This is a genomic window from Neotamlana sargassicola, assembly GCF_020523965.1.
Taxonomy (GTDB): Bacteria; Bacteroidota; Bacteroidia; order Flavobacteriales; family Flavobacteriaceae; genus Neotamlana; species Neotamlana sargassicola.
On record NZ_JAJAPX010000003.1, the window covers coordinates 274,522 to 289,014 of the forward strand.

Consider the following 14,493-nt stretch of genomic DNA (forward strand, 5'->3'; position numbering starts at 1 on the left):
TAAACGCCTACAATTGTAGGCGTTTTTTTGTATTTAGAAAAAAAAATAGGGCTTACAGCAAAATACATGTATCATTATTTACATAAATGTTAAGTTTGTTGTTTAGTAATTATGCGGTATTGTTTTAAGTATATACTTGTTTGTTTTTTTTGCTTTGTGTTACAGGCTCAAAATCCGGTGTCTGTAAATATGGGAAGTATATCTCAACTTCCAGATGTTGAATTTTATGACATTGCTGAAGATGAAGACCATTATATATGGTTAGCAGCAGATAAAGGCTTGTATAGATATGACGGAAAAACATATCTTAATTTTGATAATCCCGAGAAAAAATCGAATTCAATATTTCAACTACAATTTGATCGCGAAGGAAAACTTTGGTGTAATAACATTTACGGACAATTTTTTTATGTTGAAAACGATAGTTTGAAATTGTTTTTTGATGCTAGTAAATTCGTTAAAGGTCAATTAGCTTCTTATCGTGTTTTAGAAAAAAGTGTTCGTATATTCACAGAAACAGGTATTTACGATATAAATAAAGATTCTAAAAATATCTCAGCAGTTTTTAATGGCATGTGTATTAGTAATGCATTTGTAAATGATGCGAACTACACGTTTGTTATTAATTTAGATGGTTCTTTAAAACGTCATAGAGTTTATAAATTTAAAAACGGAATAGCAAAAAAAATTATTGAAATAACAAGTTCAAAACGCATTCAATCACCAAAGCTTTTTGCATTTAACAATGTTGTGTTTTTTACACATAAAAGTTCTAATGGTAATGTAATATACCTAGTTGATAAGCAAAGCGACTCATACACTAAGATAGAAACCCCAAAACAGTTGCAAAATGAAACTATTTACAATGTTTTAAGTTTTAACAATGCGTACTGGTTTTTAACTAATTCAGGTGTATTAATATTTAAATTAAAAGATAAATCATTAATATTTAAAGAACAGCTTTTTAAATCAGAATCTATTACAGACATTCAAATAGATTTTAATAAAAATTATTGGTTTACAACTTTAGATAATGGTGTTTTTGTATCACCAAATTTAAATATTAGGCAAGTAGAACATAAAAATAAAGTAACTGCATCTGCTGCGTTATACGATAATAATTTTGTTATAGGTACAAACAATGGCAAGTTGTTGTTTTATAACAAAGATAAACTGTATAAAACCATTCAATTACCTGGAAAAAAAATTATAGGAAACTTATTTTTTGATGATAAAACCAAACAATTAATTGTAAGCATAAATGCATCAGAATCGTTTATTGTAAACTTAAAATCTTTTAAAATTAAGGATGCAAAAAATACATTTTCTGTAGCAAAGAGCTTTTCTAAAATTAATGATAGTACTTTGTTTTACGGCAATTACAGGCAAGGTATTGTTTATAAAAAACCATATAGTTTAGATTACAAAAAAGAGCTTCGTTCAAGTCGAGTAAAAGCCTCTACAGTTTGCAACAATAGTCTGTTTGTATCTTATATTGATGGATTTTTTGTTTATAATTTAGAAAATTTTGAATCAAAAGAAATACACTATAATTCTAATAATTTAATAGTTAATGTTATTGCATCAAATAACGAAAAAATAATTTGGTTAGCTACACAGCACAATGGTTTGCTTAAACTTGAAAATAATACACTATCAAAATTAGAAATTGGTTTACCCAAAAACCTTCATATAAATAATTTAAAATATGATGATAATTTATTGTGGATTTCATCAGATTCTGGACTATTTCAGTACAATATAAACACAACAACATTAAAGTTTTTAAGTGCTCAAGATGGTTTAAATACTGCTGTAAATAATTTTTTAATACTTAAAAATAAAGTAGTAGTTACTCTGCCAACTTCGTTTTATTTGCTTCCAAAGCATGAAGGATTATTTAAATCATTTAAAACAGCAAGAGTAAAAATAGAAAGCGTAAAGATAAATGACCGAGATACACTTCTTAAGCCAACTTACAAATTACCACATGATTTAAATAAAATTGAAATTCAGTTTAACTCCAATGGCTTTCAAGCTAACCAACAAGTAAATTATAAATACAGGGTTAAACAACTCGATACAAGTTGGCAAAATATACCCAAAAACACACATTTTGTTAATTTTAATAGTTTGGCTAATGGTAGTTACACGTTCGAGCTTAAAGCAAAAAATAGTAGCGCCAAAGGTTATGTTTATGCATCGCCAATAACATTTATAATTAGCAAACCCTTTTGGGAAACCTATTGGTTTTATGGTTTAGTAATGTTGTCAATTTTTGGTTTAATATGGCTGTACTTTATAAATCGTTTAAAGCAAAAGGAAAAACAGCGCATTTTAGAAATTGATAAAATTTTAATCGATAAAAAAATAACGAATTTAAGACTAGAAAATCTGCGTTCGCAAATGAATCCGCATTTTATTTTTAATGCGTTAAATTCCATTCAAGATTATATTGTTTCAAACGAAAAAGAATTAGCAAGTTCTTATTTAGTAAAGTTTAGCCGATTAATCCGAATGTATTTAGATTACAGTCAGCAAAACGAAATTACTTTAGAAGAAGAGCTAAATGCATTAAAATTGTATTTAGAATTAGAAAAAGTACGTTTTGAAGATGAGTTAGAATATAAAATATCTGTCGATAATCAGTTGAATACAAAACAGATAAAAGTACCGTCATTGTTTATTCAACCTTATGTGGAAAATGCCTTAAAACATGGGTTGTTACACAAATTAAACGACCGAAAATTACATATTAAAGCAGAAGTTATTCAACAAAATAAATTAAGAATTACAGTTGAAGATAATGGTATTGGTCGAGAACAATCAGAGAAATTAAAACGTCCTAATAAACAGCATAAACCTTTTGCTACTCGGGCAAATCAAGAACGAGTATATTTATATAAAAACAAGCTAAAACGTGATATTACTATAATCACAAAAGATTTAGCTACAGATAAAAATATACCATTAGGCACTCGAGTAATTATAATGATGCCAATACAATAATATATGAAAGCGATAATTATAGACGACGAAAAACGCGCCAGACATTTACTATCTAACTTGTTAACCCAACATTGCACAAGTATTACCTCTATTAATGAAGCTCAAGATTTGGCATCTGGAGTAGACTTAATAAAAACAACCAAACCTGATGTTGTTTTTTTAGATATAGAAATGCCAAATCAATCAGGTTTAGATATTTTGAAATACTTTCCAAACAACATAGACTTTAAAATTATTTTTGTAACAGCGTATAATCAATATGCTATTGAAGCTTTTAAATTATCGGCAGTAGATTATTTATTAAAACCGGTTGATACCACCGAGTTAAAGGAAGCAGTTACTAAAGCCGAAGAAGCGATAAAAGCCAATAATTTAAATGACCAGTTAAACAAGTTACGCGACTCTTTAAAACAACTTTCCATAGATAAAATTGCATTAGAAATACCAAAAGGAATTATGTTCGCGTCGCACAATGATATTGTCTATTTTGAGGCAGATGGTATGTACACCAATGTACAACTTATTGATGGTAAACAAAAAACCATTTGCAAACCCTTAAAACATTTTGTTGAGCAGTTAGAGCGTAATACTATGTTTTTTAAATGCCATCGTTCGTATTTAATCAACTTAAAATATGTAGATGAATTGGTTAAAGATGATGGCGATTATTTATTAATGAATAATCAAAAACGCATTCCCATTTCAAAATCTAAACGCGATCAATTTTTAGAGGTGATAAAGGAAACATTCCTATAAAAAGTTTTCAGAAAAAAAATAGTACTATTCAGAAAAAACAAAATTACAAATAGTGTTTCATCAAGTTATTTTGAAGATAATTAAACACTATTTCAAATGAAAAAAATATTATTATTTCTAGTTTTTACTATTTGTTATACTTCTAGTTATGCGCAATTTGGTAAAATGCTAAAAAGTAAAGCTAAAGCTGCTGTCGAGAAAAAAATTAATAAAAAAACAGAAGGCTCTTCAGAGTCAGAAAAAGATAATTCGGCAACAGGAACGGTTAGTAATTCGTCATCAAATTCAAATGAATATACAGATGAAGAATTTAAAGCAGAATTAGCCAAAAAATATCCAAATGACCAGGCGAAACAAGATTTATACTATCAAAAATATCTTGAAAAAAAACAACAAGAAGCTGAAGCTAATAAGCCTAAATCTGCAAATACAGTAAGTGACGATTTTTTATACATGTCGTACCCGTTTGCTATGACCAAAGGTATGAGCGCAATTGGTGTTGATCGCGTAAAGTTAAGACGCCAAATGACAGACATGGGTGATAATGTAGATATATTACCAGCGCAAGATCCAGATTATGCATGGTTACGCTTTTTAACAACACCAGAGCTAGTAGCCATGTCGCCAGAAGGTTACATTGGTTACGAGTTGGTTTCCGGAATGTTTACAACCAAAGTTGGTGCAGACCGATCGCAAACTTTAGAGCTAGGTACAGGTATGCCAATTTTAGTAAGAGGAATGTTAATTGCAGACGATGTTTTTGTTATTTATGCTGCATCTCACCAAGGCGGACACGCATTTAATGTACCATCGTATATGCATGAAAAAGATATTACCATTTTAAACGTAATTGGTAAAGGAGAACAACAATTTCATTTAGACTGGTTAGAAAAAGCGAAGCCAATTGTAAAAGAGTTTGAAGCCACGTTAAAAGCAAATTACGATGCTGCTGCAAAATCGACTATGGATGCTATAGAAATGCCAAAAGCAGGTAGCATGAATAGTAATGCTTCATTAGTGAGTTTTGCTAAAGAAAATGTATCTAAAACCATTGCAAAAGATGGTGCAAAACTTCTAAAGTTAAACATAGAATCTAACGATTGGAGTATTGTAACAAACAAATATACAGGTCGTATTTTATACCGTTGGATTAAAGGCGCATTCACAGAAAAAAATAAAAATAACGACTGCTATTTACAAGGTTTTTTAATCAAGCAACAGTACAATGGTAGTGGTTATGGTAGCTCACAATTTGGAGGAATTATTCACGGACAAATGCCTTACGGACAAAAAATGAACTGTGAAAATGCCAATTAAAACGATAAAGGAATAATTAATACATTTTAAAAAATGAAAAAGCTATTTATATTTTTAACTATAATTTTTATAGGTGCAGTACAGCCTTCATATGCACAATTCTTAAAAAAAATAAAGGATAATTTAGATAAGCCTCTTATTAAACAGAAGGAGAAAAAAATAAGTGAAGAAGAGCTGGAAAAAAGAAAAAATATTAAGCTGCCAGATGTCGGTGTCTTGGATAAAGATGAAGCTTTAAAAGCCATTGCAGTTAAAGGTTTAGATTCGTATTACAGTAAGCATAGCATGAGTAATACACATCAATATATTACATCGAATACTTGGTCTACTGTAAAACATAAAGATACAGGGCTGCCTTTATACCAATGGGCTGTAGGAGCAGTTGTTCAGAAAAATTCAGATGGACAATGTATGCTATATGAGTTTATTTTAAGACGAGATTACACAGGTGGAGGGCAGTTTGGAGATTCCTATTTCAACGGTATAAATAGAGGCACAATTAAGGCGCCTTATGGTAATTATATAGCTTGCGTAGAATAATATCTAAAAAATATTTGCTTTCATATTTAAAAGAGTTTACGAGATGTAGACTCTTTTTTTATGAAATAAAACTGTAGTATGATTTAAAAAAATCATTTAGAAAGAAATTAGAACAATTCAGAAAAAAGCATGTTGAAAACCTTTTTATGTACTATTATTTTGTTCTTGAAAATCATAATAAATCTCAACTACAATGAAAAAAAAATTACTCTTATTTTCCTTTTTAATGGCAACTGCATGGTTTAGTACACATGCACAAAATGTTAATATTCCCGATGCTAATTTTAAAGCGTATCTTGTTGGAGATACAGCAATTAATACTAATAGCGATAGCGAAATTTCTGTTGCAGAAGCGCAAGCATTTTCTGGTGAATTATTGATTAATGGTTTGTCAATTTCAGACTTAACAGGAATTGAAGCCTTTATAAATATTACACGATTAGATTGTTATAGTAATAATTTAACGTCATTAGATGTTAGTAATAATTTAGCATTAACACGTTTACATTGTGGTTCTAATCAAATTGAAACTTTAGATATTAGTGCAAATACATCAATTACAGATATACAATGCCATAATAATGGCGTGTTATATGAATTAAACATTGCCAATGGTAATAACAGTAATATTAACTGGATGAAAGCCTATGGTAATAGCTTATCATGCATTCAAATAGATGCTGGTTTTACGCCACCTGCAGATGCTGGAATATACAGCCAAGGTTGGACTAAAGGTAACTCAGCATTTTATAGTGAAGACTGTGCTGCGTTAAATCAAGTAGTAAACATCCCTGATGCCAATTTTAAAAACTTTTTAGTAAGTGATAACAGTATCAATTTAAATGGAGATGCTGAAATAACGATGGCAGAAGCGCAAGCGACTACAGAGTTAATTATGAACGGTATTGGTATTGCAGATTTAACAGGTATTGAAGCTTTTACTAATTTAACGCGTTTAGATGTTCCTAATAATAGCTTAACTACTATTGATGTTAGTCACAACTTATCATTAACACGTTTGCATGTTGGTTTCAACAACTTAACAAGTTTAGATATTCGTTTAAATACAAGTATTAATGAATTGTTTTGTTATGAAAATAGTGCATTAGAGAATTTGTTAATCTCAAACGGAAATAATAGCAATTTCACATACATGAAAGCGTATAGTAATGCAAGTTTAACATGTATTCAAGTAGATGCAGGCTTTTCTCCACCAGCAAATAGCGGTCAATACGTAGTAGGTTGGACTAAAGATGGTCAAGCAAGTTATAGTGAAAATTGTATACCAGCAGTTTATTATGTAGATGCCAATGCAACAGGTGCTAACGATGGTAGCTCTTGGGCAGATGCTTTTACAAACGTAACAGACGCTTTAGCACTTACCAATTTAAATGATGCTGTTTGGGTTGCAAAAGGAACTTATACATTGGCAAATAAAAATACACCAATTGGCGTAAGTACAAACGAAGTAGATGTTATAGGTGGTTTTGCAGGAACCGAAACAACTTTAGCTGATAGAGTTTTAACAGCTATTCACACTACAAATGCAACCATTTTTACAGGCGATATTAATGGTGATGATATTGATGGAGATTTTTCATCGAACAAAACTGATAATGCGGAGCGTTTATTTGAAGTAACAGCAAGTGATGTGACTTTTGATGGGATAATTTTTGAAAATATTTACGATACATCTACATCTGGTGGTGTTGAAGAAAACGGCGTAATCTTTATTCCTAATAGTTCAAGTATTAATAACTTAAAAATTAAAAATTCGGTATTCAGAAGTAATTATTCTAATGGTTATTTGCTTAAAATGAGAACATTAAATGGAGGGTTGCTTGTTGAAAACACCAAGTTTATAAATAACACCATTGTTAATAGGGGATTGGTTTATGTGCAATCTGATAGTACAAACGGCTATATTTTTACACGTTGGGCTAACGTTTTAGTGGCAGATAACGATATTAATCTTACCGCCTTAGATATTTTCAGATCAGATTGGAATAACGGAAACACTTTAGATGTTGTAATCAATAATAGTACGTTTGTTAATAACGACTATAATAGTACCTATGGAAATTCAATTACGGCATCAGGAAACGGAAGTGTTAATTTAAATGTTTATAATTCTATCTTTTGGGAGAATATAGTTAATGGAGCAGCAACTACCAGAGATATTTCCAACGGAGCTGAAACAAATTATGATGTTGTTATAGCAAATACTGTAGCAAATGTATCGTCAAACGCTGGAACTAACGGCTCATTCTCTGCAACAAATGTAACAACCTTAGATCCTGCAACTGATAACTTAAATTTAGATAATGAATATAAGCCAACATCAGCTTCAAATTATATTGTAGATCAAGGAGATAATACTTACTACGATGTAGCTTTATTTGGTGATTTAGATTTAGCAGGTAATGATAGAATTTTTAACAGTACAATAGATCTTGGTGCTTTTGAATATGATTCAACATTAGGAATTACTGATGTGTCTTTAAATACAAATTCAATAAAATTATATCCTAATCCTGTAAAGGACCGAATGTTCGTAAAATCGAATGAGCAAATAGAGAGTGTGTCTATTTACAATATTAACGGACAATTGCTTAAACAATCTAACAATATAGAAAATGGCATTGATGTATCTGTATTACCTTCAGGTTTGTACATGATTTACATCAAGACCTCAAACAATGCTATTAATCAGAAGTTCCTTAAGAACTGAGTTGGTGTGTAACATCAGCTTTATTTGGCGCTCACTTTTGTGGGCGCTTTTTTTAACCAAGTAATTAAAAAATCACATGAAACATTTAAAAAACAGCTTATTCGTATTCTTAACAATTTTATTAACCGCTTGTTCACTTAATGATGATTCCAATACTTCAGAAAGTAATTTTATTCTGGTAGGAGATTCTTCTTTTGAGATGAAAATGGCTGTAGTAGAGCCATCATTTAATTCGGTTTTTTTAAGTATAACCAATAAAACTGAAGCAGAAATTAATGCTTCTTTTTCAGGAACAACCCTAAACAATGTCGACTATTTTTCAGCAAAAATTAGTCATTCCGACCTTTCTCCAGGAGAAACGTATGACCTAGACGATATTTCAAGTCTTGAATTTATTGTTGATGGAGATATTATTAATTCTGAATTTGAAAATGGTTTTAGTCAATTTTACAACAGCGGTAGCAATTCAGACTTAGAGGTTATATCTGGTAGTATAACTGTAATAGATTATTCTGTGGATGTTATTAGTTTATCATTTACATTTAACCGAAATGATGGTACACAAATAACAGGAAGTTATACAGGTAGCTTTTTATACTTTAATGTCGAAGATAATTAAATTAAAGTCTCTTAAAATAAAAAAGCGCTTATAAATTTTATAAGCGCTTTTTTTATATCAGTAATTAAATTTTTACTAGCTATTAAGCATCACAGGCATTACAAGCATAGTAACTTGCTCGCCTTCATCTAAACCATCAACAGGTGTTAAAATACCAGCTCTGTTAGGCATACTCATTTCTAACTGTACATTATCTGAGTTTAGGTTGTTAAGCATTTCAGTTAAAAAGCGCGAATTAAAACCAATTTGCATATCGTCTCCTTGATAATCGCAAGTTAAGCGTTCTTCGGCTTTATTACTGTAATCTATATCTTCTGCAGAAATATTTAATTCTGCTCCCGCAATTTTTAAACGAATTTGGTGTGTTGTTTTATTAGAGAAAATACTAACACGTTTTACTGAGTTTAAAAACTGATTTCTGTCTATTACTAATTTATTCGGGTTTTCTTTAGGTATTACCGCTTCATAATTAGGGTACTTACCATCAATTAAACGACAAATTAACTCGGAGTTTTCAAAAGTAAACTTAGCGTTAGAGTCGTTATATTCTATGGTTACTTCATCTTCATTAGTTGCTAAAATTCCTTTTAATAAGTTTAAAGGTTTTTTAGGCATAATAAATTCTGCAACTTCGTTTGCTTTAATATCTTCTCTAGTATATTTTACAAGTTTGTGAGCGTCAGTTGCTACAAAAGTTAAACCTTCTGAAGTAAACTGAAAAAATACACCGCTCATTACAGGGCGTAAATCGTCGTTTCCGGCAGCAAAAATAGTTTTACTTATGGCGGTTGCTAAAATATCGCCGCTTACTACAGTTTTACTTGGGTCTTCTAGTGCTACAGCCTTAGGGAACTCATTTCCATCGGCGTAAGCTAAAGCATATTTACCGTGGTTCGAGCTTATTTCTACAGTGTTATTTTCATCGGCAACAAATGTTAAAGGTTGCTCTGGAAATGTTTTTAATGTATCTAAAAGTAAACGGGCTGGTATTGCAACACTTCCTTCGCTATCGCTTTCTACGTCTAAAATTGAAGACATTGTAGTTTCTAAATCGCTAGCCGAAACGGTTAATTTGTTTCCATCTAATTCAAATAAAAAATTATCTAAAATAGGTAAGGTGTTAGAGTTGTTAATTACACCTCCAAGAACTTGTAATTGTTTTAATAAATATGTGCTCGATACAATAAATTTCATGTAATAGCTTAGTTTTAATTGTAAAATGTACTATTTACAAATATATTTCAAAGTGTGTATATTATGAAACAAACTTATTAACATTTAAGCGCTGTAATTACGCTTTCTAATATAAGTAAAAAGTATACCAAAAATTGCTAATAAAAGTAGCGGAAGCACTATGTTTATTAGCTGCCACATTGTTTTTTGTTCTGCAATTTTTTCTTGATTTAAAAATGCAACCGATATTTCTTTGGTACGAATGTTTATAAGTCCGTTATCGTCTAGTAGGTAATTTACTGTATTTAGTAAAAATTCTTTGTTACCGTAAAGTTTTCCCGTCCATTTATCGAAACCTAATTCTTGCGGTATATTTCTAGAAACATCATTTTTAATAATATTTCCATCTGCAATTACAACCATTTTAGTCGGTACACTTTTATTTTTTATTTGTGAAAATGAAAATGGTTTAACTCTATTATTGTAGGCTGAGGTAAACTCACCTTCCAACAATACAGCTAAATTCTGTTTACCTTTATTAAATGTTGAAGGGTCTTGCTCTTGTGTAACAATGTTTAAACTTATTTCTCTTGGAATTCCTTCTAAACGGGTTAGCGGAGCTGTTTCAAGTAAAATGGTTTTTTTTATGCTGTTTTTTAAGGTATCAATTTGGTTGGCAAAGTCAAACTTTACTAAATCTAGGTTGTTAGTAATAGCATGAGTATTGTTACTTCCAGCCAAAGGCGAATACGGCCAACGTAAATGCTGAAATTGTGAATTACTGCCAGTTCCCATAGCTAGTGTAATAGGAGCAGAGTACAAGGTACTCGTAATTACAGGGTTTATACGAACTCCATAATTAAAGAAATAATCGGTTAGCTTTAAATCGCGTCCTACAGCAAAATTTCGCCCTGCATCATTGTACAAACTATCTTTTTCTATAGCCACTTTGTCAATAAGCCATAAGCTTTTGCCACCATTCATGGTGTATTGGTCTAATACAAATTTTTCTTCTTCTGTAAAAGGCTCTAATGGTTTTGCAGATATTATTAAATCAAACTGGCTTAAATCTTGTAGTGTTTTTTTCGGGTTTGTAGCTACGCTATCTATGGTAAATGGGGCAATTAAATAATATTCACCAATGGTTTTTACAAAATCTGCAATGTATTTATCCTCTAATTGTTTGTTACCTTTTAATATGGCAATTTTTTTGCTTTTGGCTTGTGTAAGTTTGCTAAAAGCATCGGCGAAAGCGTATTCTAAATGTTGTACCGAATTGGTAACTAATTCCTGTTGCGAAGCACCTATTTTATTTTTTACTAATGGAATAATAACTGTTTGCTCATTATAACTAGCTAATGCCCAAGGAAAAATTATGGCTTGCGATGACTTTCCGTTTTCTTGAACGGTAAGTTGCATTGGTGTTAAACCGCGTTGTGTAAGTTGTTCAATATTTCTGTCGCGGGTGTCTTCATTTTCTAACGGATTTATGAAATTGAAAACAATATTTTTATTTTTCGCTTTAAATTCTTCTAATAATTCAGTGGTTTCGCGTTGTAATCTTCTAAATTCTGAAGGGAAATCGTTTCCTTCTAAAAAAACATCAATAACTAAAGGCGATTCAATATTGGTTACAATATTTTCTGCCGCTTCGCTTAATGTATAACGTTTATCTGTAGTTAAGTCAAAACGTTTGTAAGCTTTGTTTGCAATAAAATTAATGGCAAAAAGTACAAATACTAATAATGCTATGTGTTTTATGTTTTTATTCAAAAGATTGTTCTAATTGATATTGTTTTACAGTAACCACTCTATTATTTTTAAAAACCAACTCTAAACATTCTTGTGTTTGGTTTAATGCTCCGGGTTTAAAACCAAGATTGTAGTTCCACATTTCTGGTGAATTTGCTTTTATAGAATCGTCCCAACTAAACCATTCTGCTTTTCCCAATGCTTGCTCTACATCAATTTTGTTTTTTCCAATAAAAATGCTGTCGTTAACTATATAATTACTCATTTCGTAGCGTAATGCAGGTTTGTTTTCCCATGCGTTAGCATTAAAATATTTTTCATGATGATAGCTAACAAAAATATTAATAAACGGATAAAAAACATAAAAATATACAATAGGCGTAAGCGCCAAACTTACGATAACCGTAAGCCATTTACGTTTGTCTATGGTATTAACAAATAACCATGTTAAGGCAAAAACAATGATTAAAAATATTATGAAAAGAGGAGTGAAAATCATTAGTTTTCTTTACTTATATTAAGTTTGGTTAATAACAAAAATAAAGCGGTAATGCTTAAAAAATAAACCAAGTCTCTGGTGTCTATTACACCGCGACTCATGCTTTTGTAATGCGCACTCATTCCTAATTGATCTATAAAATTGCTTGTGGTAAAATCTGCAATCCCTTCAAAACCAATAAAAAATATAAAACAGATAAAAACAGCTATTATAAATGCCACTATTTGGTTTTCAGAGAGGGTAGATGTAAAAATACCAATGGCAGTATAGGCCGCTACTAAAAATAATAGGCCAAAATATGAGCCAAGTGTACTGCCAAAATCTAAATTACCAATAGGATTTCCTAAACTGTATACAGTATAAACATATATTAAGGTTGGTATAAGCGCAACCAATATTAAAATAAAAGCACCTAAATATTTACCTAAAACAATGTTTAATTTGCTTATTGGTTTTGTAAGTAAAAGTTCCATGGTGCCTTGTTTTTTCTCATCGCTAAAGCTACGCATTGTAACAGCAGGAATTAAAAAAATAAGTATCCAAGGGGCTAATAAAAAAAACGAAGATAAATCTGCAAAGCCATAGTTTAAAACGTTAAACTCACCTTTAAATAACCATAAAAATAGTCCGTTTAAAACCAAAAATATAGCAATTACCAAATAGCCAATGGGCGAAGCAAAAAACGTGTTTATTTCTTTTTTTAATAATGCTAGCATGAAATTATTTTACAACAAATGTAGTGTTTTGTTTAATAAAACCTAATTATTGATTTTTACTCTAAGCTTAAAAGTTTTTCTACACTCCAAGCTTTTGGTGGTTTACTAAATAATGGCTTTGTTTTACCCCAAACCTGGCTAAATAAATCGGATTTTCTATAGTTTTCAAGCGCATCTTCATTCTCCCAATAGCTATATGTAAAAAATACGGTAGGATCGTTTACATCGCGATATAGCTCTAAAAACTGGCAGCCTTCAAAATTTCTTATGTCTTGTTTATGGGCGTTAAAATCTTCTAAGAATACCTCAATATTCTGTTTGTAAAACCCCATTTTCACTATACGAATTAACATAGTATAAATTTTAATTAATATTTGTTGGTATTACTTAAAGCTTGCGGCATATTATCAGGTGTGTTAACCACTTTATTTGGTATAAAATGCACACTAATAGTATTTAAAGGTTCTAGGCCTAAAAGGGTAGAAGCACTGCCAACAGTTGCCGGATTACTTTTATAAACGGCAATTTCCAAAAAGTCACCAGAATTAAAAACAACAAGACGTTTGCCTTCGTCGTTTCGCTTATTTTCAGCAATGTCAAAATTTACAATATCACTATATTTTTTATAAATCTTTTTAAATTTATAATGACGTGCCGAAATTTCGAAAGCTCTACCTTTTTGAATGGTTTCAAAAAAGCTTCGTTTTATGTTCGTTACAACATTCCCGTAATTATCAATGTAAATAACACTACCAATAATTTGTGTTTTATCTTCATTAACGTAAGGCACAATATTCTTTATTGGTTTTATTTCATTAATAGATTTCCCAATAACCTCAAGAGTACCACCTCGTGCAATATGGCAAGCTACTTTTACAAACACATCGAGCACCGGGAAACTAGAAGTTAGCTTATCATGTATATTAATTTCTACAATTTTTTCAGGAGCTATTTCGGCGCAAATCATGCTCATTATACCATTATTAGCGCAAATAAAATAATGGTCGTCTAGTTTTATAGCAATGTGTTTATTTTCTTCATTTAACTCAGAATCTATACCAATAATATGTATAGTTCCTTTAGGAAAACTGCTATAAGCATTCTGTATAATATAAGCCGCTTCTGGAATATTAAATGGCGATACTTGGTGAGAGATATCAACAATTGTAACATCAGGCAACTCACTGTAAATTGCGCCTTTTGTCGCACCAGTAAAGTAATCTTTAGCACCAAAATCGGTGGTTAATGTTATAATTGGCATGTGTAAAATTGTTGATATGTTTTTAGTAAACGGTCTCTCAAATTTATGTATTTTTGAGAAGTATCACTTAGTTTTACAAAACTAATAAATCATTTGGTCTGATTTGGAATTTATTTTTAA

General features: G+C 30.6%; 12 protein-coding genes. 6 read left to right on the plus strand and 6 right to left on the minus strand.

Features of this window, described 5'->3' with window-relative positions; all coding sequences use genetic code 11:
- Nucleotides 1-189: 189 nt before the first annotated feature.
- The 6 genes from LG651_RS09150 to LG651_RS09175 all read left to right on the plus strand — a co-directional run bounded on the left by LG651_RS09150 (nt 190) and on the right by LG651_RS09175 (nt 8,972).
- Nucleotides 190-3,009 carry a sensor histidine kinase gene (locus LG651_RS09150; protein ID WP_226695831.1) on the plus strand — a complete coding sequence of 940 codons (2,820 nt, stop codon included), beginning with the start codon at nt 190-192 and terminating at the stop codon, nt 3,007-3,009.
- Nucleotides 3,010-3,012: 3 nt separating this feature from the next.
- Complete coding sequence (locus tag LG651_RS09155) at nt 3,013-3,765, plus strand: LytR/AlgR family response regulator transcription factor (protein WP_226695832.1); 753 nt, start codon at nt 3,013-3,015, stop codon at nt 3,763-3,765.
- A 96-nt stretch (nt 3,766-3,861) separates the two neighbouring features.
- Nucleotides 3,862-5,082, plus strand: coding sequence for a hypothetical protein (locus LG651_RS09160; protein ID WP_226695833.1), 1,221 nt, complete (start codon nt 3,862-3,864; stop codon nt 5,080-5,082).
- Between the two features lie 33 nt (nt 5,083-5,115).
- The gene (locus LG651_RS09165) at nt 5,116-5,622 is read left to right on the plus strand and encodes a hypothetical protein (RefSeq protein ID WP_226695834.1); all 507 of its coding nucleotides are present in this window, start codon (nt 5,116-5,118) and stop codon (nt 5,620-5,622) included.
- Between the two features lie 193 nt (nt 5,623-5,815).
- Entirely contained in the window at nt 5,816-8,353 is a 2,538-nt protein-coding gene (locus tag LG651_RS09170) for a T9SS type A sorting domain-containing protein (protein ID WP_226695835.1), read from the plus strand.
- Nucleotides 8,354-8,429: 76 nt separating this feature from the next.
- Entirely contained in the window at nt 8,430-8,972 is a 543-nt protein-coding gene (locus tag LG651_RS09175; protein ID WP_226695836.1) for a hypothetical protein, read from the plus strand.
- A gap of 75 nt (nt 8,973-9,047) precedes the next feature.
- On the opposite strand, the gene dnaN is transcribed toward LG651_RS09175, so the two are convergent.
- The 6 genes from dnaN to LG651_RS09205 all read right to left on the minus strand — a co-directional run bounded on the left by dnaN (nt 9,048) and on the right by LG651_RS09205 (nt 14,373).
- The gene (gene dnaN, locus LG651_RS09180) at nt 9,048-10,166 is read right to left on the minus strand and encodes a DNA polymerase III subunit beta (protein WP_044632009.1); all 1,119 of its coding nucleotides are present in this window, start codon (nt 10,164-10,166) and stop codon (nt 9,048-9,050) included.
- Between the two features lie 84 nt (nt 10,167-10,250).
- Nucleotides 10,251-11,918: a gliding motility-associated ABC transporter substrate-binding protein GldG gene (gene gldG, locus LG651_RS09185; protein WP_226695837.1), complete on the minus strand. Its 1,668-nt coding sequence runs from the start codon at nt 11,916-11,918 to the stop codon at nt 10,251-10,253.
- A complete protein-coding gene (locus LG651_RS09190; RefSeq protein WP_226695838.1) occupies nt 11,911-12,396 on the minus strand; it encodes a hypothetical protein in 486 nt (161 codons plus the stop codon). Before LG651_RS09190 ends, gldG begins: the two co-directional genes overlap by 8 nt.
- Complete coding sequence (gene gldF, locus LG651_RS09195) at nt 12,396-13,112, minus strand: gliding motility-associated ABC transporter permease subunit GldF (protein ID WP_226695839.1); 717 nt, start codon at nt 13,110-13,112, stop codon at nt 12,396-12,398. The genes LG651_RS09190 and gldF overlap by 1 nt, the downstream gene beginning before the upstream one ends.
- 56 nt (nt 13,113-13,168) lie before the next feature.
- Nucleotides 13,169-13,465 (minus strand): putative quinol monooxygenase, encoded by a 297-nt coding sequence (locus LG651_RS09200; RefSeq protein WP_226695840.1) that lies wholly within the window; start codon nt 13,463-13,465, stop codon nt 13,169-13,171.
- A gap of 14 nt (nt 13,466-13,479) precedes the next feature.
- Complete coding sequence (locus LG651_RS09205; protein ID WP_226695841.1) at nt 13,480-14,373, minus strand: SAM hydrolase/SAM-dependent halogenase family protein; 894 nt, start codon at nt 14,371-14,373, stop codon at nt 13,480-13,482.
- Between the last annotated feature and the right edge of the window lie 120 nt (nt 14,374-14,493).